Origin of the sequence: Methylobacterium sp. WL9, from assembly GCF_008040035.1 — a bacterium.
In the GTDB taxonomy this organism is placed as follows: Bacteria; Pseudomonadota; Alphaproteobacteria; order Rhizobiales; family Beijerinckiaceae; genus Methylobacterium; species Methylobacterium thuringiense.
Genome location: NZ_VRVE01000041.1, coordinates 1 through 20,874, shown reverse-complemented (window position 1 = coordinate 20,874; position 20,874 = coordinate 1). Strand labels below are relative to the sequence as shown.

The 20,874-nt window shown below is 66.1% G+C and carries 20 protein-coding genes and 2 pseudogenes; 9 read left to right on the top strand and 13 right to left on the bottom strand.

Going from position 1 to position 20,874, the window contains the following annotated elements:
• Positions 1–4 precede the first annotated feature (4 nt).
• From FV217_RS13215 to FV217_RS13205, 3 genes are all read left to right on the top strand, one after another.
• A complete protein-coding gene (locus FV217_RS13215; protein ID WP_246682778.1) occupies positions 5–364 on the top strand; it encodes a hypothetical protein in 360 nt (119 codons plus the stop codon).
• 53 nt (positions 365–417) lie between these two features.
• The gene (locus FV217_RS13210; protein WP_147817641.1) at positions 418–1,107 is read left to right on the top strand and encodes an SDR family NAD(P)-dependent oxidoreductase; all 690 of its coding nucleotides are present in this window, start codon (positions 418–420) and stop codon (positions 1,105–1,107) included.
• Between the two features lie 142 nt (positions 1,108–1,249).
• Positions 1,250–1,501, top strand: a complete 252-nt coding sequence (locus FV217_RS13205) for a hypothetical protein (protein WP_147817640.1) — start codon at positions 1,250–1,252, stop codon at positions 1,499–1,501.
• A 98-nt stretch (positions 1,502–1,599) separates the two neighbouring features.
• Here FV217_RS13205 and FV217_RS13200 read toward each other — a convergent pair whose 3' ends face one another.
• The gene (locus FV217_RS13200; protein WP_147817639.1) at positions 1,600–1,809 is read right to left on the bottom strand and encodes a hypothetical protein; all 210 of its coding nucleotides are present in this window, start codon (positions 1,807–1,809) and stop codon (positions 1,600–1,602) included.
• 132 nt (positions 1,810–1,941) lie between these two features.
• Here FV217_RS13200 and FV217_RS13195 point away from each other — a divergent pair, with 132 nt between their 5' ends.
• Positions 1,942–3,405: an MDR family MFS transporter gene (locus tag FV217_RS13195; protein ID WP_238231180.1), complete on the top strand. Its 1,464-nt coding sequence runs from the start codon at positions 1,942–1,944 to the stop codon at positions 3,403–3,405.
• A 78-nt stretch (positions 3,406–3,483) separates the two neighbouring features.
• On the opposite strand, the pseudogene FV217_RS13190 reads toward FV217_RS13195, so the two are convergent.
• A pseudogene (locus FV217_RS13190) lies at positions 3,484–4,225 on the bottom strand (DUF3750 domain-containing protein).
• Between the two features lie 929 nt (positions 4,226–5,154).
• Complete coding sequence (locus tag FV217_RS13180) at positions 5,155–5,802, bottom strand: SOS response-associated peptidase family protein (protein WP_147817637.1); 648 nt, start codon at positions 5,800–5,802, stop codon at positions 5,155–5,157.
• A 70-nt stretch (positions 5,803–5,872) separates the two neighbouring features.
• On the opposite strand from FV217_RS13180, the gene FV217_RS13175 reads away from it, so the two are divergent.
• Entirely contained in the window at positions 5,873–6,751 is an 879-nt protein-coding gene (locus FV217_RS13175) for an SDR family oxidoreductase (protein WP_147817636.1), read from the top strand.
• Positions 6,752–6,788: 37 nt separating this feature from the next.
• Here the strand turns inward: FV217_RS13175 and FV217_RS13170 are convergent, their stop codons facing one another.
• Genes FV217_RS13170 through FV217_RS13160 form a run of 3 tightly spaced genes read right to left on the bottom strand, consistent with a single transcriptional unit; the run spans position 6,789 to position 8,802 of the window.
• Positions 6,789–8,120, bottom strand: coding sequence for a Y-family DNA polymerase (locus tag FV217_RS13170; RefSeq protein ID WP_147817635.1), 1,332 nt, complete (start codon positions 8,118–8,120; stop codon positions 6,789–6,791).
• Positions 8,117–8,569, bottom strand: a complete 453-nt coding sequence (locus FV217_RS13165) for a S24 family peptidase (protein WP_147817634.1) — start codon at positions 8,567–8,569, stop codon at positions 8,117–8,119. The genes FV217_RS13170 and FV217_RS13165 overlap by 4 nt, the downstream gene beginning before the upstream one ends.
• On the bottom strand, positions 8,566–8,802 hold the full coding sequence (locus tag FV217_RS13160; protein WP_147817633.1) for a hypothetical protein: 237 nt from the start codon (positions 8,800–8,802) through the stop codon (positions 8,566–8,568). Before FV217_RS13160 ends, FV217_RS13165 begins: the two co-directional genes overlap by 4 nt.
• A gap of 63 nt (positions 8,803–8,865) precedes the next feature.
• Between FV217_RS13160 and FV217_RS13155 the strand changes: the two genes are divergently transcribed.
• Positions 8,866–9,156, top strand: coding sequence for a hypothetical protein (locus tag FV217_RS13155; RefSeq protein ID WP_238231182.1), 291 nt, complete (start codon positions 8,866–8,868; stop codon positions 9,154–9,156).
• A 203-nt stretch (positions 9,157–9,359) separates the two neighbouring features.
• Here the strand turns inward: FV217_RS13155 and FV217_RS13150 are convergent, their stop codons facing one another.
• From FV217_RS13150 to ligD, 4 genes are all read right to left on the bottom strand, one after another.
• Positions 9,360–10,661, bottom strand: a complete 1,302-nt coding sequence (locus FV217_RS13150; protein WP_147817632.1) for a Gfo/Idh/MocA family oxidoreductase — start codon at positions 10,659–10,661, stop codon at positions 9,360–9,362.
• A 399-nt stretch (positions 10,662–11,060) separates the two neighbouring features.
• Positions 11,061–11,330, bottom strand: coding sequence for a hypothetical protein (locus tag FV217_RS13145; protein WP_147817631.1), 270 nt, complete (start codon positions 11,328–11,330; stop codon positions 11,061–11,063).
• 146 nt (positions 11,331–11,476) lie between these two features.
• Entirely contained in the window at positions 11,477–11,749 is a 273-nt protein-coding gene (locus tag FV217_RS13140; protein WP_147817630.1) for a hypothetical protein, read from the bottom strand.
• An 86-nt stretch (positions 11,750–11,835) separates the two neighbouring features.
• A complete protein-coding gene (gene ligD, locus FV217_RS13135; RefSeq protein ID WP_147817629.1) occupies positions 11,836–14,352 on the bottom strand; it encodes a DNA ligase D in 2,517 nt (838 codons plus the stop codon).
• Positions 14,353–14,556: 204 nt separating this feature from the next.
• Between ligD and FV217_RS13130 the strand changes: the two genes are divergently transcribed.
• Entirely contained in the window at positions 14,557–15,468 is a 912-nt protein-coding gene (locus FV217_RS13130) for a Ku protein (protein ID WP_147817628.1), read from the top strand.
• A gap of 38 nt (positions 15,469–15,506) precedes the next feature.
• Complete coding sequence (locus FV217_RS13125; protein ID WP_187272544.1) at positions 15,507–15,710, top strand: hypothetical protein; 204 nt, start codon at positions 15,507–15,509, stop codon at positions 15,708–15,710.
• Positions 15,711–15,761: 51 nt separating this feature from the next.
• Here FV217_RS13125 and FV217_RS23435 read toward each other — a convergent pair.
• A pseudogene (locus FV217_RS23435) lies at positions 15,762–16,121 on the bottom strand (SDR family oxidoreductase); the annotation flags it as partial.
• Positions 16,122–16,314: 193 nt separating this feature from the next.
• Here FV217_RS23435 and FV217_RS13115 point away from each other — a divergent pair.
• Positions 16,315–17,790: a protein adenylyltransferase SelO gene (locus FV217_RS13115; protein WP_147817626.1), complete on the top strand. Its 1,476-nt coding sequence runs from the start codon at positions 16,315–16,317 to the stop codon at positions 17,788–17,790.
• A 33-nt stretch (positions 17,791–17,823) separates the two neighbouring features.
• Here the strand turns inward: FV217_RS13115 and FV217_RS13110 are convergent, their stop codons facing one another.
• Together FV217_RS13110 and FV217_RS13105 are read right to left on the bottom strand one after the other, a co-directional pair.
• A complete protein-coding gene (locus tag FV217_RS13110) occupies positions 17,824–19,260 on the bottom strand; it encodes a carotenoid oxygenase family protein (RefSeq protein ID WP_147817625.1) in 1,437 nt (478 codons plus the stop codon).
• 248 nt (positions 19,261–19,508) lie between these two features.
• The gene (locus FV217_RS13105) at positions 19,509–20,630 is read right to left on the bottom strand and encodes an aldo/keto reductase (protein ID WP_147817624.1); all 1,122 of its coding nucleotides are present in this window, start codon (positions 20,628–20,630) and stop codon (positions 19,509–19,511) included.
• Between the last annotated feature and the right edge of the window lie 244 nt (positions 20,631–20,874).

Below are 20,874 nucleotides of genomic sequence, written 5' to 3'. Positions count from 1 at the left end.
GGCCATGCACCGGCCCTTCGTCGCCTCAGTGTTCCTCAGCGCATCGGCGAAGGCGGGTGCGGCACTCACGGCACCCGGCTTGTTCGAACCTCGGACCAGCGGCTGCGGTTGTGCAGCCATGTCCGATCAAACCCCCACGTCCGCCTCCGACCAGATCATCGATGCGCGTCGCCGCGAGATGGCGATCGAGCATCTGCTGTTCGGCACGATCCGATTTGTTGCGCAGCGCCACCCCGATCTGCTGGATGATCTCGACGGCAGCCTCGACCACCTCTGGGACAAGGCCCACGGCGAGGAGAAGGACGACGAGGCGGTGCGGGACATCGCTCGGCGCTTCCTCGGGAGCCTGCGGGCCGAACGCTAACATGGGCCGGCCGAGCCGGGCGATCGGGGCGCAATGCGAAGCAGCCAGACGACATGAGCGCACGCAGGGTGCTGGTGGTCGGCGCGTCCCGTGGCCTCGGCCTCGGGCTCGTCGCCAGGTTTCTCGAACGCGACTGGGACGTCACCGCCACCGTGCGCCGACCGTCCGCTGCCCTGGCGAATTTAGCTGCCAGGGGGCGTCTACGGATCGAGGCGGGGGTGGACATCGACGACGACGAGGCCGTGACGGCACTGCGGGTGGCCCTCGCGGATGCGCCGGACTTCGATATCGTCTTCGTTGTGGCAGGGGTCGCCACGCAAGCCGGCACACCGGTCACCGCCCTACCGCGCGCGGTAGCCGGCGCGATGTTCCAGACGAACGCCATCAGCCCGATCCGTTTCGCCGAAGCGTTTCAGAAACGCGTCGCACCCGGTGGGCTCATCGTCCTGATGACATCGAAGCTCGGCTCAGTGTCGCTGAACCGCGGCGGCGGTTGGGGCGGCTACCGAGCGAGCAAGGCGGCACTCAACACCGTTGCCCGCTCGTTCGTGGGCCAGCATCCGAAAGCGCACTGGGGTGTCCTGCTGATGCATCCCGGATGGGTTCGCACGGATCTCGGTGGCCGACGGGCGACACTCGACGTCGAGACCAGCGCTCGGGGCATCGTCGCCGTTCTGGAAGGCCACCTTGGGCAGTCCGGATGTGTCTTTCTCGACTACGCGGGACAGCCGGTTCCTTGGTAAGCCGAGGACCCGAGACCGGATGCACCTGCTTCGTCTTCGTCATTCGTTGGCTATGTTGCTCCTCGCCCTCGCGCTGTGTCTGCCCTGCTGCATCTTGCTTCTGACGGCTCTGCTACGGTTCCGGTAGGCCCAGGATCACACGATGCTCACCCTCTCCTCGATCCTCGCGCGCAGTATCCTGATGATTGCAGCCGTTGGCGGTCTCACGGTCCTTGCAGACGGAGCTGTGCGGTCTCAGCTCGAGCGGGCCGTGCGAGGCAATATGATGTCCACGGAGCCCAGTCCGGTGCCGGTGCACGTCGTTCGGCGGGACGACCACTACGTCATAAAGGGTCTCGACCGCGCCCGTCTCAACGCCACCGTGTTGATGGTCGGAGTCGAGGCAGCGGAGTAGTCGCGTAGGGGGCAGCGAACTCGACGGGTTTCAGGCCCTGCCGTTTGGCCTCAACTTCACGTAGATCGGGTAATCGGCAGGGTCCATTTCTTCGTGCCTCACAGCATTGCCAGCGCCTCGCGCCGTTCCTTCTTGGTCAGCAATGCCTCGCAGGTCCGAAGCCGATCGCGAGCGACATCAGGCGCTCTGGCGGCCCAGTCGATTCCGTAGCGCCGCGTGAGCGCCCGGTAGACGAAAGCGGCCTTCTCCTTCGTGTCAATCACGTCGGTGTTCACCGCGTTCAGTGCAGGAGCGAGTTTGTCGATCACGATCTCACCACTCTCTCAAAAGGACCCAGTGGCTATAGCTTGGCATCCTGCTGCCAGCTTTGAGAACTCCCACATGTCGACAGTGGCCGCCATGCTCGACTGTCGTGTCAGTCATCCTAAGGTTTATCGCGTTTGAACGCCCCACAAACCCTTCCGCCCCGCGTAAGCCTGAGCCCGGCCGAGATCCGTTCGATCCTGTTCGGCTTGATCGCGGCGATGCTGCTCGCGGCCCTCGACCAGACGATCGTCGCCACGGCCATGCCGACCATCGGGCGGGAACTCGGTGACGCAGAGAACCTGCCCTGGATCGTGACCGCCTATTTGCTGGCGTCGACGGCCGTGACGCCCCTCTACGGCAAGCTGAGCGACATTCACGGGCGACGCGTCATGCTGCTGATCGCCATCGCGATCTTCAGCATCGGTTCGCTAGCCTGCGCGCTTGCCCCGACGATGGTGACCCTAGCGCTGGCTCGAGGCCTCCAGGGCGCCGGCGGCGGTGGCCTGATCGCCCTGGCCCAGACCATCCTGGCCGACATTCTCTCGCCGAAGGAGCGGGCGCGCTATCAGGTCTATGTGGCGAGCGTCTTCGTGGTCTCGTCGCTCGCCGGTCCCCTGCTTGGCGGCTTCCTCGCCCAGCACCTGCACTGGTCCGCGATTTTCTGGATCAATCTGCCGATCGGCGTCGTCGCCTACCTTCTCACCAATTCGAAGCTGAAGCTTCTGCCGCGCAACGAGCGCCAGCATCGGTTGGACTATCTGGGAGCCGTCCTGCTCGTGCTGGGATCGAGCGGTCTGATGCTGGCATTGAACTGGGGCGGCGTGCGCTATCCCTGGGTTTCGGCGCCCGTCCTGGGATTGCTCGTGCTGTCCGCGCTCATCAGCGCCGGCTTCGTGGTGCGCCTGCTCACGGTCTCGGAGCCGTTGATCCCTCTGGACGTGTTGAAGGACCAGGTGGTCTACAGCGCGACGCTCAGTGCCTGCTTTGCGATGGGAACGCTGATCGGGCTCACGATCTATGTGCCGATCTTCCTCGAGGGTGTGATCGGGCTCAACCCGAGCCAGTCCGGCATGGCGATGGTGCCGCTCATGGTCGGCACGGTGATCGGCGCCACGCTGTCGAGCCGATCGATGATGTATTTCAAGCACTACAAGCGCGCGCCCCTCGCGATGATGGCGACGAGCCTCGCCTGCTGCATGATCATCGCGGCTCAAGGGGACAGGCTGCCGCTCTGGCTCATGGAAGGGCTGTTCGTACTCCTGTCCATCGGTATCGGCACGGTTCTGCCGCTCTCGACCATCGCCATCCAGAACACCGTGGAGCGTCATCAGCTCGGTATCGCCACCGCAGCGATGAACTTCTTCCGGTCGCTGGGGGGCGCGCTGATCGTCGCCGTCTTCGGCACGATCGTGCTTGGCAGCACAATGGGAGGCGACGTCGGGGCGGGGCACGACATCGGGAGCCTGATACACGGCACGAACGCCGCCCTCCTCGCCGGAGCCTTCCGCTGGGTATTTCTGGCAGCGAGCGTCGGCCTCCTTCTGGCCCTCGGCTTTCTCGCTGCGATGGAAGAGCGTCCCCTGCAGTCCTCACTTTGAGCGTAGCTGATCAGCGTAGCGCAATCGCGCCTTAGCCAATCAGGATCTGCGGGATGTCCTTAAGCTCGACGTTTCTTGTCAGATGCCGATGCGACCAAGCCCGGGAAGCTTGAGGCCGGGACGGCGGAAATCGAGGCCTGCAACCGCTCCAATGATGTTAAATTCCAGCCCTTCAATCCAGCCGATCGTCAGCCCGAAATAGCCGCCGAGATTGACCCGAAAGCCAGTCCTTGACGGAGTCGAGCCGATTCAGCGGCCGTCATAGGGGTAGTCCTTGCCGATCGCTGTCGCCGGCAGGCTCGCCCGCATCTCGGGCACTGAACTCATCACCGCGGCCACGAACGTGTTCGAGTTCGGGCCCGGGCAGAGCTGATAGTCGTCGATCTTGAAATAGCGGTAGTAGGCGATGGTCGCCTTCATCGACGGCAGCATCCGTGAAGACCACGTCCGGCGCGCTACCGAACCAGTGCCCGTCCGGGACGAACCGGTCGATCCAAATCGGCATGCCTCAAGCCGTGTATTCAAATCGCTGATAGGCGCGATCGTCGGCGCCCTTCACGACGATCCAACTGTGACTGACGTTGATGCCGCGCCAGCTTACGGTTCGAGCCGAAAACACCCGCACGTCGGCCTCGGGATGCTTCGCTGCAGGCGGCAGCAGCCCTGCACTCGACCGATCAGCCGTTCGCCAATCGGCGATGTCATTCCTCAGATAATAGAAAGCCGCCGACGCAGCGATTGGGGCAAGAAACACGAGCACGAAGGCGAGCAGGGCAAAATGGAACACGCGGGTCTCATACGGGGCAGGCAGGAGCCGCATAAATCTAGGATCTGCCGCCAAATTCGAGCAGAGCGGTGCGGCGTCAGGTGCCACGGCCTTCGCCATCTAGGACGATCATAGCCGCATCGATGGCATCGAGCTCGACCCCGACGCCCGATCTGATCACGGGTCGACGGGGGATGTCGACGATCTCACCAGCGGGTCGAGCCTGATACGCAACGCGGCTCTTAAGTAAGGATACCGGCTGCTAGTTAGCGCGGGCTCAATGCCCCACCGCCAATCGGTCCCGAAATCGGAAGCACATGCGTCGAAGACAGCCAGGAACGTCCTGTCCCGACAACGGTTTCCATGTGTGGCCTCGAGGAAATATACATTGTCGGTCAAGACTGGCGCAGCTCTATTTGCTCTGGCGACGACTATTGCGTCGCCCATGGCGGCTTTCGGCCAGGGTGGCGGCGGCCCTGGCTGCACCAATCTTCCAGAATATAACCGAGCCCTTGGTGCCCTACAGGGCATGACGAGCGCCTGCGATATGACCTTGGAGGAAGCCTGTCGGATCGTTGCAGCCAGAGGCACCCCAGCCGCGGCGTGCCAGCAGATTGCGCTGAAGCATTCTAAGCGGCGGCGAGGATCCGGCCTCTCATCACAGTGACCAACGACCCCAGGTCCCTCACGGCCAAGTTTGGCGCATTTGCTCCTGGCGGCCGGATTCGTCCGCGCCAGAGATCCACAGTTCGCTCGGCGATCTCGCATCCTTCCGCTTTCGATCATTCGTGCGACTTGAGACCAATGCCGAACGCGCACACCGATGCGGTCGGTTCGAGCTTGTCGCGCTCGGCTTCGCGCCTCGGGATAAATGTGGGGACCGTACGCCTTGAGCATGTGCGAGGCATCGTCTTCAGCGGCCTGCCGGCGTCGCTCAGGGTTTCCGAGGTCAGAAAGCCAACGGCACTGCCGCGTCGGCCATTTCACGCCCCGTCGCTCTTCTTGCCCTTCGCCACGACATTCAGCGCGCCATCGGGCAGCGGCCGTTGAAGCGCTGAGGCTTCGGACCAATCGGCGCGGAGCCAAGCGTCGCGCTCCTCGTCCGTGGTCAGGATCGCCGGCATGGCCTTCGGGTGGATCTCGCCGACCTCCGCGTTCGGATCGGTCGTCAGGAAGGCGTAGAGGTCGTCGGTGGTCTCGCCGTCCTTGAGCTTGCGAACGGACGTCCAGCCTTCGAGCTTGATCCCTGCGAAACAGGCCAAGGGCCGGCCTTCACTGAGCGCGAACCAGATGTCGCCGCCGGCCGCCTTGTTGTGCTCCGAGAACGACGTCAGCAGTACGAGGCAGCGGTGTTCCGGTGAGAGCCAGCGCCGCCAGTGCGGCGACTTGGTGTTGCGGACGTTGGTGACGCCCGGATCAGTCTTCTTGTCCTTCAACGCGAACTTCGGCGAAGGCATGCCCCAACGGTACATCGAGAGGGCGCGCTTGCCGTCGAGCACGTGCACGATCGGCGCCGCGTAGTTCGGGAAGATGCCGGGCAGCGAGGGCAGGTTGCCGGTGCGATCGGTCTCGACCTTGAAAAGGTCGCGGATCGCGGCTTGGCCCTTGGTCAGGCTGTAGAGATTGCACATCTCGGCACTATTCTGTCGCGGCGACCATCGTCGAGCCGGCACGTTACCGAATGCTGCATGAGAGACCCCAATGACAACCGATCCGCGCGAAGCCGGGCCGAAGCCCCCCTACCCGGGCGACCAGCAGCAGCCGCGGCCCGGTCTGTCTTCCAAAATGACGCCGGCGCCTGACCACGGCGAGACGAGCTATGTCGGCAAGGGGCTGCTCATCGGGCGCGTGGCCCTCATCACCGGCGGCGATTCCGGCATCGGTCGGGCGGTGGCCATTGCCTATGCGCGGGAGGGCGCCGACATCGCGATCTCCTACCTCGACGCTGAGCAATCCGACGCCGAGGAGACGCGGCACTGGGTCGAGAAAGCCGGACGGCGGGCGCTGCTGGTGCCGGGCGATCTGCGAAGTGAGTCGCATTGCCGGGTTATCGTCGAACGAACCGTCGCGGAACTCGGTGGTCTCGACATCCTCGTCAACAACGCCGCGGCGCAGACAGTCAACGAGAGTCTCGACGACGTCACCAGCGAGGATCTGGAGGGCGCGTTCCGGGCGAACGTCTTCGCGATGTACTACCTCGCCCAGGCCGCGGTGCCGCACATGAAGCCGGGTTCGGCAATCGTGAATTCCACGAGCCAGCAGGCCAAGATCGCCGACAAGACGATGCTGATCTATGCCGCCACCAAAGGCGCGATCGCGAGCCTGACCATTGGCCTGTCGAACCTACTGGCGCCTAAGGGCATCCGGGTGAACTGTGTCGCGCCCGGCCCGATCTGGACACCAATTCAGCCGATTGTGAAATCCCCCGAGCAGCTCGAAACCTTGGGCTCCGACACGGCCCTCGGCCGCGCCGGTCAGCCGGCGGAGCTCGCCCCGGCTTACGTGCTGCTGGCGTCGCGCGAGGGCAGCTACATGAGCGGCGCGCTGATACCGGTAACCGGCGGCACGCCGATGCTTTGACGGGTAGGTTTTACGTGGGGAGGGTCAGGCTGGATCGTCAGGCAATGGCAACCGGCAGCTCGCCGATCTGCGTCGTGTAGCGCGGCGTCCGCATCTCGAACTTCGTCGACCACCCCGTGCGGGTTCGCTCCAGTCCCACACGCGCGGGCACGACAGCTCCGCGGCCGAAGCGGGCGTTGCAGGCGTCCAGTGCCGCCATCAGGGCGGCACCCTGTTCGCGGTCCAGTTGGCCGATCAGCGCCCGTTGGCTTGCGACCAGAGGCACGAGGTCCACGGTGATGACGCCGGCCTTGCTGTAGCGCCAGGGCGGATCGCCCTGCGGGCGCCACGTCTTCGCAATGCCGTGCAGCGCCGCCTTGATCAGCACGAGGCTGTCGTTCGACGCCTCGGGTAGCGTCACCACCGTCGAGACCGAGCGCTGCGGGTGGTCACGGTCGTGCTCGGAGGTATGGAAGAAGACGGTGACGTGGTCAGTGCCGAGACCCTCGCGACGGAGCTTCTCGCCAAGCCGCGTCGCATGGGCGGAGACCGCCTGCTCCAGGCTGGCCCGATCCTCGACCCGGCTGCCGAATGAGCGGGTGACGGCGCAACCCTTACGCTGGGCCGGCATCAGGCCGAGCGGCAGGCAAGACACGCCGCGCAGCTCGTGGATGATGCGCTCGCCCACCACCGTCATCGCCTTGCGCACTGGCCGGGGATCCAGGTCACGCAGGTCCGCCACGGTATCGACGCCCATGGCCTCGAGCTTCGCGAGCGAAGCCCGGCCGATGCCCCAGACCTCACCGACATGGATCCGGCCGAGCCAATGCGCATAAGCGTCCGGGTCCGTCAGGTCGCAGACGCCGTCGAGCGGCGCGATCGACTTCGCGATGTGGTTGGCGAGCTTGGCCAGCGTTTTGGTGGGGCCGATGCCGACACAGGTCGGTATGCCGGTCCAGGCCCGCACCGTCGCTCGGAGATCTCGAGCGAGTTCGACGCGGCGGTCGGGGCGCACGTCGGTGAGGTCGAGGAAGCTCTCGTCGATTGAGTAGATCTCGATGGCCGAAGCGAACCCTCGGTAGACCGCATTGGTGCGGGCGCTCATATCGCCGTAGAGCGTGTAGTTCGAGGAGAAGACGCGAACGCCCTGTGCCCGGCAGAGGTCGCGGATCTTGAAGTAGGGATCGCCCATCTTGATCCCGAGGGCCTTGGCCTCGGCGGTGCGGGCGATGGCGCAGCCATCGTTGTTGGACAGCACAATCACGGGGAGGCCGGCGAGCTTCGGGTCGAACGTCCGCTCGCAGGAGCAGTAGAAGCTGTTGCCGTCGATCAGCGCGATGGCACGCCCGCCGCCCGACTTGTCGTCAAGGCGCGGTTTCGGCTGGGTCACGACAGCCGCCCACGCGCCAAGTGCCAACGGATCGAGAAGCGCAGTACGCCCCAGATCTCCACCTCGCCGTACTCATCGACGCCGAAGGCCGGCATGTCCGGGTTGTCGAAGTCCAGCCGGGCGCCATTGCCCACGATCCGGTAGCGCTTGCACGAGAGCTGCCCGTCGACCACCGCGACGACGACGCTGCCGTTCTCGGCCCGCAGGCTGCGGTCGATGCACGCCAGATCGCGGTCGTGGATGCCGGCACCGCGCATGGAATCACCCCGGATCTGCATTAGAAAGGTCGCCGGCGGGTTCGGTACCAACCAGCGCGGCAGCTCCAGCGCCCCTTCAATAAAATCGTCGGCAGGGCTCGGAAAGCCGGCGCATAGCGCTTGCCCGATCACGGGCACCCGAACCGCGTCAGAGCTTCCGAGGATCAGTTCGTCGACCGCAAGCGGACTCACTCGGCCGTGCCTGCCGCCTTGGACACGCTACCGCGGATGTAGCCGTACGAGATGAGCCGGTCGCGCTGCGCGGTCCGGCGCTCAACCTCACTGAGATCTGTCAGCGCATCTTGGACGGCTTGGACCAATGCCGCCCAGGTGTCGCCGCGCGCGGCCCGCCGGTAGGCGAGCGCGATCGTCTCGGCTTCTGTGAGCCGGATCTCCACAGGCGGTTCATGGGGGTGGGCGTGCATCGCGGCTCTTGCTCTGAATAGAACATAACATGAACAATCCTATCGCGGACGCGCGGTTCGACGGTGGCGGCCAAGTTCGAGACCGTGACGGTGGACGCCTGTGGAGCGCGGAGTAAAGCATCAATGCCGACGCGGCTTTACCGCTTCCACTGTACCGACGGCCATGACCTGGTCGCCGATCTGCGGGGCAAGCGGCTGCCGACGGTGGCGCTCGTGCGCATGCATGCCGAGAGGGTGGCGCTCAAGCTCATGCGAGGAGGCGGGAAGCTGGACTGGTCGGCGTGGCAGGTCGACGTCTATGACGCGACGGGCCGACCGGTGACGTCGAAGCCGTTCACGGATTTACTTCGGTGAGTGGAGGCTTGTGGACCCGGTGTGCCGAAGGGGGCGAAGACCGGACGGTACCCGGTCTTGGATCAGCTACCGCCCTCGTGACGGTTCGGGCGGATCGCACATGCCGACTTGGCCGACTTCAACGTCTGGGACATCGCGGCTAAGGCCTCGGTCCGGAAGGCCATCGTCCGTCAAAAAGGCAGCAGCAACCCCGATCGGCAAGGTCAAGAATCGTCCAAAGCCGGCCCGCGCGTCGCGTCCAATCCAGCGCTTGTGCCGGCCAATGGACCGACTGGGACCACAGTCCCCGTGCGGGCGGCCTCATAGATCGCCTCCATCAAAATCTGATCCTGCAGACCCTCCTCACCGGGCGTACGCGGCCGGCGGTCCTTGAGAATGCACTCGGCCATGTGGTCGAGTTCAAGGGCGAACTGATTCTTCGGTGCGATGACGACCTCATCTCGCTGCCCGCGCTTGCCCTCTCGGTGCGAAACCACCAGCCGCTGCCCTCGATAGGCGAAGGCGTTCTCGAGATCGATGTCGCTCTTCTCGGTATGCACCTGGAGACGCCGACTCTCGTAGACTCCGTAGCTCGTCGTGCACTGGGCAATGGCGCCGGAAAGAAAGCGCAGGGTGAAGACAACGCTCTCCTCGACTTCGGCAAAGCGGCGCTCGCCCTCGGGCGAATAGGTCTGAGCCTGCACCGAAACCGGCTCCTCGCCGAGCAGCGCCCGCACACCGTTGAGGCAGTAGAGGCCGATATCCGGCAGTGCGCCCCCGCCCGAGAGCGCGCGCTTCAAGCGCCATTGCTCTGGCAGACCCGAGGTTTGGCCGTTGAACGCCTGGATCAGTCGGACCCGGCCCAATTCGCCAGATCGCGACAATCGCGCAACCTCACGATTGTAGGGTTCATATTGACAGCGATAGGCGATCATCAGCCGACGTCCCGCACGTGTGCAGGCCTCGACCATGTCGCGGGCCTCGGCCGACGAAGTCGCCATCGGTTTTTCGCAAAGTACGTGCTTGCCGGCGCCGGCTGCGGCGATAACCTGATCACGGTGCAGGGAGTTCGGGGTGACAATGTAGACAGCCTGGACCGTCGCATTTGCCTTGAGACGATCCCACTCCTCGTAGCTGTAGATCGCCTCGGCGCCGATGCCGTACTGGGCGGCGACGAGCCGCGCCTTCTCGGGCGAGCCCGATACGAGGGCCACCGCACGCGCGGACTTTGCAGCAGCAAACGCCGGAAGAATCTCTTCGAGCGTCAGCCGGCCAAGGCCTACGATGGCGAAGCCGACCCGCTTGTCTGGTGGCATCGGGGCCGGAGGCGGTGGTGGCGGCGTGTCGCCCTCGCCCCGCCAGTTCGGAAATTGGATGCGGCCGCCCTGAACCGCGCCCGTGTCCGCCGGGATGCTGGGGCCCGTTGCGCTGGCGGCGGGGCCTGAAATGCTCAGCGCCGCACCGGTGACGACCGCTCCGCCCGTCTGGAGCAGGTTGCGTCGCGAAAATCGTCTGTCTTCGTGCAAAGTATGCCTCGTCGCGCAGCCTGAACGGCGTTCGAGGAACCGCACTCTTCAGGTACAGTTCCTCGAACGCCGTCACGACGGGGGTCAATGACGGAAGGCATGACACGTGTTGACGGCCTCGAATGGACGGAAAGTCCGTAAGAGAGAGGCGAGATCGTCTGCGATGCGACCGGGGCCTCATCGTCGTGCGCAACGAGGCGTCACTGTCGGATTTGAGGCCGAGCCGGCCCTGACTTTCTGCGATCCCGCAGGAGACGGAAACTTAATGTGAGCGGCGGACCCGGCCGGCCGTCAGCAGCATCGTCGCCGCTGACCGAGAACGTAGATCAGCCGGTAAGACACCCCCCGGTGGAGGATCGGACATGACTCATCCCCGTGCCCCCATCCTAACATCGCCCCTCACGCCCCACTGGGCATCGCCTCCGCGACACCCTCGAACACCGCGACGACAGCCCGCGCATTGGCCTCACGAATCGCTTCCGCATCGGCCGCGTCGGCGTCCGGAATGACAACCTCGCCCATCTGCTCGCTGAGGCTCTGCCCGAGCGAGCGCACCCGCTCCGGCGACAGCCCGCTTTGCCCGAACACCAACACCGCTAGCGTCTGCACGAGCACTTGCTGAGCCGATGCCTCGGCAAGCTGCGCCACCACTTCCTGTTTGATCGCCATCAGCCCCTCCCACCCTTAGGCGTGGCCATGCCCGATCCATCCTCGTCCTGGCAATCGAACGATCCGTGCGGCTCGGCGCGAAAAATGATCGCGTAAGCTGAAGCCGTCGGCCGCCACTTCATGCACGTGCCTCAGCCGGCAGCGTCTCAGTTCCGCGCCGCCATCAAGTCGTGAGACAGAACGGCGAGCTTGCCGATCAGGCTGGTGACGTCGGAGCCCGTACTCGACCATTGGGTCCCGATCGCCGCTCCATCCGTCGACACGGAGACGATCGCCACAGAGCGCACCTTGCCTTCCCGTGCCAGCGCAAGCTGATCCTGAAGCACTGCGATCACCGAGGCGGTCGACTCGTCAGCCGCCGCCGAGACGGCCCGGGGGCGGAACGGCAGAACTGCTGCGTTCTTGGATCGATCGTTCATGCCGGCGACTTCCGCTGCGTCTATCGAGACAGTGGCAGTGCACGATGCGTAGGCGCACAGTGTGGCAGCTTATCCGTATCCAACCTTCAGCTGCGTCGACGATCGGTGCGCCCCGCACGGTTCAACGGACGTGCGGCATCACTGAACTCGGTCCAAGGATCAGTCCATATAGCGCGTAGGCGACTGGCGAGTGTCTCGACGGTGAACCGTCCACCCGAGCCAAGCGACGGCAACTCGTCCCAGGTCACCGGCACCGACACCGGCGCACCGGGCCGGGCGCGTGTCGAGAAGGCGGAAACGGCCGTCGCGCCCCGCTGATTCCGGAGATAGTCGAGGAAGATCCGGCCCGGCCGCGCGGATTTGGCCACCGTGGCGACGTAGAGGTCGGGGGCATCCTTCGCAATCTCCGTCGCCAGACGCTTGCTGAATGCCCTTGCCTCCGCCCAGCTAGCTTCGGGCTCGATCGGCACGACGACATGCAGACCCTTGCCGCCGGTCGTTTTCACGAACGCGGCGAAGCCTAGCGCGTGAAGGCGCTTCCTGACCTCGTTGGCGCCGGTGACGAGTTGCTCCCAGCCGACGCCGTCCCCGGGGTCGAGGTCGAACACGAGCCGATCCGGCTTATCGGGATCGACCGCAGTCGCGCCCCAGGGATGGATCTCGAGGACGCTCGACTGAACCAGGGCCATGAGCCCGTCTCGGTCCCTGATCACTACGACGTTCTCGGAGCCGGCCTTCACGGTGTAGAGGTGGCTCGCATCCATGCCGGCCCAGCCGCGCTTCTGGTAGAAGCAGGAGCCGATGCCCTCGGGGCAGCGCAGCAGCGAGAGCGGGCGGTCTACGACGTGCGGCAGAATGTGATCGGCGATCTCCGCATAGAACTCGAACAGCCCCTGCTTCGTCAGACCGACGTCGTTCCACAGCACTCGGTCCGGATGAGTCAGCCTGACGTCGCTTGTCGGGCCGGTCTTCGAACAGGACCTGGACGGCCTGGGGGCGTCACCGCGGATCACCGCCTGCGGGTTCACGTCGGGGCGTAGCGTCTTGAACGAGGCGTGGCGCACCTGACCGTCGCCAGTCCAGCCGCGAAGGGTCACCTCGCAGACGAGCGTCGGCTCGACCCACTTGGCATTCCGCCTGGCGAGCGGCGGAAGGGCCTCGCAAAATGGCGCAGCCTCGGCCCGCAACGGATCAAGTTGTTTCCACAGCGCGCGCGAGACGGCGTTCGTAAATCCCGTCCCGACCCGCCCGACATGGACGAGGTCGTTGCCGTCATAGACGCCGAGGATGAGCGAACCGACCGCGCGCGGCGCGGAGGTCGACGGCATGTAGCCGGCGATCACGAATTCCTGCGAGGACGTGCACTTCACCTTGCGCCAGTAATCGCTCCGCCCGGATCGGTACGGTGCACTCGCCTTCTTGGCGATGATGCCCTCCAGGCCGAGCCGGCAGGCATGCCGGGCCATGGCCTCGCCATCCGCGTCGAGATGCTCGCTGAACCGGACGCGGCTCTCCGGGCCGGCATCGTCGACCGCCTGCTGAAGCAAGGCCTTTCGCTCGGTAAGAGCCAGGGTGCGAAGGTCGCGTCCATCGAGGTAGAGCAGGTCGAAGGCGTAGAAGACGGCCTGACCGATATCCCCGGTGGTCAAGGCCTGTTGGAGCGCCGAGAAGCTCGAGATGCCGCTCGCCGTTTCGACCACGATCTCGCCGTCGATCAGGGCGGAAAGCAGCTTCAGGGCCTTGAGCGCCTGCGCGATCGGCTTGAACTTCGCGGTCCAGTCCAGCCCGGAACGGGTCAACAGCTTGACCTTGCCACCATCGATGCGCGCCTGCATCCGGTAGCCGTCGTGCTTGATCTCGAACAGCCAGTCCTTCCCGCTCGGTGCAGCCTGGACCAGCGTCGCGAGGGCCGGCTCGACGAAGGGCGGGAGGATGCCTTTCCGGCCCGGGGTTGATGTCGTCGCCTTCTGCTTCGAAGGCCGTTTCGATGCGACGCGTTCACGCGCGGCGTGGTCAGCTCTGATCGTCCCGGTGGCGGCGAGATCCTTGTTCGTCCGGCCCGACAGCACCGACGTGTCGTGCTCGCCGAGGATGTCGCCGTCACCGGCGCCGCGGGCGTGCTCGTCATCGGCCTTCATCAGGAGCCAGGGCTCCTTCTTGTCGCTGCCGCGGCCCTTCATGCGCACGAGATGCCAGCGGCCCTTCAGGCGCTCGCCCTGCAGATCGAACTCCAGGTGACCCTTCGCGAGCGCCGCGGCGAGGTCGCCGACCGGTTTCCAGTGACCAGTATCCCAGACGATCATTGTGCCGCCGCCGTACTGGCCCTTCGGGATCGCTCCCTCCCAGCCGAGATAGTCGATCGGGTGGTCTTCGGTTTGGACGGAAAGACGCTTGTCGCCGGGCACGAGGCTCGGCCCGCGGGTCACCGCCCAGCTCTTGAGGACACCGTCGATTTCGAGGCGGAGGTCGTAGTGCAGGCGCCGGGCGTCGTGCTTCTGGACGACGAAGCGCGCCTTCTTGATGCGGCGGCCGCGACGTCCACTCGGCTCCGCTGAGACGGCGAAATCGCGTTTCGCGCGATAGGAATCGAGGAGCTTGGCCATCGTTGTGGAAGAACCGCGGCCCCCATTCGCAGTTCCGTCAGCATGGCTTCAAGCCGGACATCGATCGGCTTTCTCCAAGTTATCCACAGCATCGAATCCTAAGGAACGAGTCGAACGAGACTCCGGTTGAGTCGCAAGATCGCCGACGATTCGGCTGTATGCCTGTCGATCGCGTCAATACTTCGTCAAGAACTGGAGAAATCGGTGGCTGCTCGCGCAAATTGGAAAGGCCACCTCCGTTTGTCCTTGGTCTCCTGCTCCGTCGGCTTGTATCCGGCGGTGAGCTCCTCGTCTCATCTCAAGTGTCATACGATCAATCGCGAAACGGGAAACCGGATCAAGCAGCTCATCGTCGACTCCGTCACGGACGAGCCCGTCGACCGCGAGGACCAGATCAAGGGCTGCGAAGTCGCCAAGGATGACTTGGTCCCGGTCGAGGCCGACGAACTCGACGAGATCGCGCTCGAGAGCACGCACACGATCAACATCGAAGCGTTCTGCCAGCGCGACGAGGTCGATGAACGCTACCTCGACCGCCCCTACTATCTCGCCGCCGAGGATAAGATCTCCCGCGAAGCCTTCGCCGTCATCCGCGATGCGATGAAGAAGAAGGGCATGGCCGGGCTCGGCCGCCTCGTCATCTACAAGCGCGAGCGCATCGTGTTGCTGGAGCCCTACGGCAAAGGCCTGCTCGCGACGTTGCTGCGCTATCAGGACGAGATCCGGTCCCCCACCGCGTATTTCGAGGATATGCCCGACGGCAATACGACCGACGAGATGAGATCCCTCGCCGAGGAGTTGATCGATCGGGCGACCAAGAAATTCGATCCAACCAAGTTTGAGGATCGCTACGAAGGCGCGCTCATCGCCCTGGTGCAGGGGAAGGCGACGAAGCCCGCGAAGGGTCAGAAGGGCAGCGGGACAAAGTCTCGGCCGCAGAAGTCCGGCAACGTCGTGAGCCTGATGGAGGCCCTGAAGCGCAGCATCGATTCCGAGAAAACGAGCAAACCAGCGAAGGCGGCGACCGGCAAGGCCGCACCAGCCAAGCGGTCCACATCCAAGTCGACCGGTCGCGCCACGAAGACCACCGGCCGGAAGGCGCGGAAGGCGGCATGATAATCTCAAAAGCGGCTCCCGAACGCGCGCTCGTGTTGGTGGCCAACGCCGACCAGCGCGATCAAGCCTGCGCGCGCCTCAGCCGAGACGGCTATGAGGTTCTGGGCTTTGCCGACTGCGAAAACGCGGTTGCTTGGCTGGAAGAGGAAACGCCGACGATTGCGGTGATCGACGGAGACCTCATGCCGGGCTGCAGCGGCGTACTCAACGTCCTCGGCGAGCGCGGCGTTCTCCTGGTGTAGACGTGGGAGCAGACGCGCCGGGCGAGCTACGCCGCCCAACTGATGGGCTGCTCACGGCAAACCATTGCCGGCCGCCGAACCGTAGACCTGAGCCGTGTCGTAGCTGCCTTCTGCGGAGGCGAGCTGCAGCTAGATCCCGGCGAGTTCCACCAGCTGTCCCAGCCGGCCGAACCGCGTCTGGGCGTCGAACTTTCCGATTTTCTCTATCGAGGCGCCGCCTGATACCTGGAGCGGCGTTCAGATCGGCCCCGGCGCAACCCCGTTCACCCGAATCCCCTTCTGCGCCAGTTGCTTGCCTAGGAAGCACACGAAGTTCGTCGTCGCGGCTTTGGTCTGCGCGTAGGCGTAAAGGTCCGGTGTCGGGTCAGTAGCCTGCTCGGACGTGCTCGCGATAATTGTCGAGCCGGGTTTGCCCCGCGAAACGCCCCACTCGAAGCGGATCGAGGTCATCGGCGGGATCAAGCCCACGACTGTCGCTGGGACCATGCCAGCATCGCCTTGAGCGAAGACACGGCCGCGCCACAGTCTGTCGTCTCGCGCGCTGATATGTGCCAGTCCCCGGAATGCGCTTGTCCGCCGGCACGGTCGCTCATAGCTCCCGACCATGACCGCGATTCCCTTCGACAACAGCTACGTCCGCTTGCCGGACCACTTCTTCGCCCGCCGTGCCCCGACTCCGGTCGCAGCCCCACGCCTGATCCACTTGAACCGCGCCCTGGCGGCTAACCTCGGCATCGACCCGGATTGGCTCGCCGGCCCCGCCGGGGTGGGAACGCTCGCGGGAAACGAAATCCCGGACGGCGCCGAGCCGATCGCCACGGCCTATGCCGGGCACCAGTTCGGCAACTTCGTGCCGCAGCTTGGCGACGGGCGTGCCGTCCTGCTCGGCGAGGTCGTCGATCATGACGGGCGGCGGCGCGACGTCCAGCTCAAGGGCTCGGGTCCGACCGCGTTCTCCCGCCGCGGCGACGGCCGGGCGGCGCTCGGGCCGGTGCTGCGCGAGTACCTCGTGAGTGAGGCCATGGCCGCGCTCGGCATCCCCACCACCCGGGCGCTGGCGGCGGTCGCCACCGGCGAGCCCGTCCTACGCGAGACCCGGCTGCCCGGGGCCGTGCTCGCCCGCGTGGCGGCCAGCCACATCCGGGTCGGCACCTTCCAGTATTTCGCCGCCCGGGGCGACACCGAGGCGGTGCGGGCGCTCGCTGACCACGCCCTCGCCCGGCACGATCCCGAAGCATCCTCCGCGGAGCACCCCTACCGGGCGCTGCTCGACGGCGTCGTCGCCCGTCAGGCCGACCTCGTGGCGGCCTGGCTTCTCGTCGGCTTCGTCCACGGGGTGATGAATACCGACAACATGTCGGTTGCCGGCGAGACGATCGACTACGGCCCCTGCGCTTTCCTCGACGCGTACGACCCGCGCACCAGCTTCAGCTCGATCGACGCGCACGGACGCTACGCTTACGACCAGCAGCCGGGGATCGCCCTGTGGAACCTGACCCGTCTTGCCGAGACCTTAGTGCCCCTATTGGCCGATGACGAGGTGGCGGCGGTCGAGGCGGCCGAGACGGCGCTCGCCGGGTTCAGGCCGCGCTTCGAGGCGGCCTATCACGGCGGTCTCGCGCGCAAGCTCGGGCTGTCCGGAGATCGGGACGGCGACACCGCGCTCGCGGAGGACCTGCTGGCGCGCATGGCGGACAACCGGGCGGACTTCACTCTGACCTTCCGCCGCCTGTGCGATGCGGCCGAGCGACCGGAAGCAGACGCCGGGGTGCGCGACCTCTTCGTCGACCCGACCGCGTACGACGCCTGGGCCGTGCGCTGGCGGGAGCGGTTGGCCGAGGGGGGACGGAACCCCGTGGCGACGGCGGCGGCGATGCGCGCGGTCAACCCGGCCTTCATTCCACGCAACCACCGCGTCGAGGCGATGATCTCGGCGGCGGTCGAGCGCGGCGACTTCGGCCCGTTTGAGGAGCTGTCGGCGGTGCTGTCTCGGGCCTACGACGACCAGCCGGACTACGCCCGCTACGCCGAGGCGCCCAAGGGCGGCGGGGCGGGCTACCGCACATTCTGTGGCACGTGACCGTGCGCCGGTATCTGCATCACCCGGCGATCGTCACCCGGCCCTGTTCCCCGGAAACCAGTTCCCGTGGAAGCCCGGCGGGATCCGGTGCTGGAGATGAACCGTGGCGACAGGCGGCGCCTCGAAGGTCCGCGCGTCGAGCACGGTGAAGTCCGTGGTGTCGCGCGCGGTGTCGATGACGAGCCCGACGAGCCAGCCCTCGTCCTCGCCGGCCTCCGGCCCCGCCGGCACGAACACGAATTCTCCCGGGACGCGGTCGGCGCCGAATTCGTGCACGCGCCGCTCCCCCCTTGCTAAGTCGTGCTTGTAAATCTGCGTCGCGCCGACGAGTTGCGTGTTGCCGTCGGCGGGGATCGAGACCGAGTAGACGTAGCGGTGCGGCCTCCCGAAGCGTCGCTCGTCGATCCGTGGGAACTCCTGCGCCGCGGGGTCGATCACCCGCCGGTCGACCCGCCCCGTCGCGAGGTCTGCGGTCCAGCGCTCCAATCGGCCGGGCGCGTCGAGGCCGCCGCCGGGCCTGGTGAACACCGTTTCGTAAGCGACGACGTCGAGAACCACCCGCCCGTCCGCGTCGTCGAAGGCGTTGGCGACGTGGAAGACGAAACACGGCTCGACCGCACACCACACAATGTCGGCGGCCGTGCCGTGCCGGGGGAGCAGGCCGACGCGGGCTTGGTGGGTGAGGTTCCATCGAAACGGGAAGCGGTGGCCGGCGAGCAGCGCCCGCATCGAGAAGGTGAGAGGCAGGTCCAGCACGACCGCGAAACGCGCCGTCATCGCACAGTCGTGGATGCAGGGTCCGTGCTCGACCGGGATCGGCACGGCGCGCACGACCCGGCCCGCGGGTGAGAGGACGACGTGGCGGACGCTGTCCCAGACGCGGCCGTCGTAGGCGACGGCATGCGTCTCCCCGGTCTCCGGGTCGCGGTGTGGGTGCCCGGTGAAGGCGCCGGTGAGTGTGCCATCGAACGGGTCGTAGCGCTGCGTTTCCAGGTCCTCCGACAGCGCGACGGGGTAGCTGCCGGCCTCGACCACCGCGAAGGTACGACCGCCGATCTCGACGACATTGGTGTTGACGGTGTCATCGCCCCGTCGCGGCCCTGGGGCGGCGGGTCGGCCGAGCGCCGCGGAGGCCGCGCGCGAGCCGATCCAGCGGTTGCGGTACCACAGGGCCTTGCCGTCCTCGATGCAGAGACCGTGCACCATGCCGTCGCCCAGGAACCAGTCGTGGCCGCGCGTCGTCGGGCGGGCGGGGTTGGCGCCCATCTTGAGGTAGCGCCCGTCGAGCCCCTCCGGGATCTTCCCGGTCACTGGCAGATCCCGCAGTGTTACCTCCTCGCGCATCGGTGTATGTACGCCAACGACGAAGGGGTGCTGCGTCCCCGGCAGACGAAGTCGGTTGCAGGCCGCTACCAGCGAGACGAGGCCCTCGGCGGCTGCACGCAGGGTCCACTCGGAGGGATTCGGCATCGGTTGCGTTCTCGGGGCGCTGCGGGCGAGGGCCGTCGTGAAGCGGGGCGCTCCCGGCCCGCGGACGATGACAACGGCCTTACTCACGTGGGTCAAATCGGCGGTCTGGCCGACAATGTATCTTCCAACGTCGACCCAGGCGATCAGACCGTTGCACCACGTCGACGGGTTAATCAGCCCCGGTAGCGGCGCGCGGCGATGGCTCGGCCAGGGCGCGGGCGTCTTCAATGAGCGAGTAAGGACTTCCCTCAGGGCATCTCCCCCGTGACCCGAACCTGCGCACCGCCGAACACGACGGCCTGGCGCAACGGCGGCCGCGACAAGCCGTAGATCAGGCGTGGTTCTGCCGGTGCGCTGACTGCATCCAGCGCGGCGCGATGCTCCGGGGAGAGTACGAGATCCAGCGCGGCGATGTTGTCGGCCACCTGCGCCGGCCGACTTACCCCCATCAGCGTGGAGGCCACACCGGATCGCCCGACGACCCAAGCGAGCGCGACGCGCGCCGGCGATTGCCCGACCGCCTCCGCCACCCGTCGCACCCCCTCGACGATGTCCCAGTTGCGCGGGGTGAACAGGCTGTCGCCGAACGGGTTGGCCCCGTCGAGTCGCTTGTCGTTGGCGGGGCGCGCCTCGCCTGACTTCGCCGCGTCTTTCGGCAGGCCGCCGGCACGGGGACCGGCAGCCTCCACCGTCGCGCGGTCGTACTTGCCGCTCAGAAGCCCGTAGGCGAGCGGTGACCACGGCACCACACCCATGCCGAACTCGGCGGCGAGCGGGACGTGCTCGTCCTCCACCTCCCGGTTCACCAGCGCGTAGAAGTACTGCAACGCGATCGGCCCCGGCAGGCCGCGCAGGGCGGCCAGTGTCGCGAGCTTGGCGACGTACCACGCGGGCGTGTTCGAGAGACCCCAGTACCGGACCTTCCCGGCGCGCACGAGACCGGCCATGGTCTCGAGCAACTCCTCGGCCGGCGTGATCCCGTCCCAGACGTGCACCCAGTAGAGATCGACATAGTCCGTCCGCAGGCGGCGCAGCGAGCCGTCCAGCGCCGTATGGACATGCTTGGCACCGTTGCCGCCTTCGTGCGGCCCCTTGCCCGTGGCGAAGCCCGACTTTGTCGCGAGGACGATCAGGTCGCGCAGGCCGCGCTCGCCGATGAAGCGGCCGAGCATCGCCTCACCCTGACCGCCCGCATACACATCGGCCGTGTCCACGAAGTTGCCGCCCTGCTCAAGGTAGGCGTCGAACACGGCGCGGCTGCCGGTCTCGTCCAGCCCCCAGCGCGCGGTGCCGAAGGTCATGGTGCCGAGCGCGAGCGGACTGACCGCAAGGCCGGAGCGGCCGAGCGTGCGGTAATGCGTGAGGTCCATTATTGAATATCCCTGCTGATACCGCACAGGGTAGCGCTGCCGATCGTTGAGGATTAGCCCCAAACATCGGCAAGGGCTTGTGAGCGGAGTTCAGGAATGCGACGGGGCATCTGCAAAGGGTCCAGGCCGTGTCAAAACTCGGGAATTGGGGCTTTTGCGGTCGGGTGACGTTCGGGTCTCGCGAGACTGGTCTGTTCATCGCGTCGAACGGGTTCTTACGGTCGGGAGACGGCCAGTTTTTGGT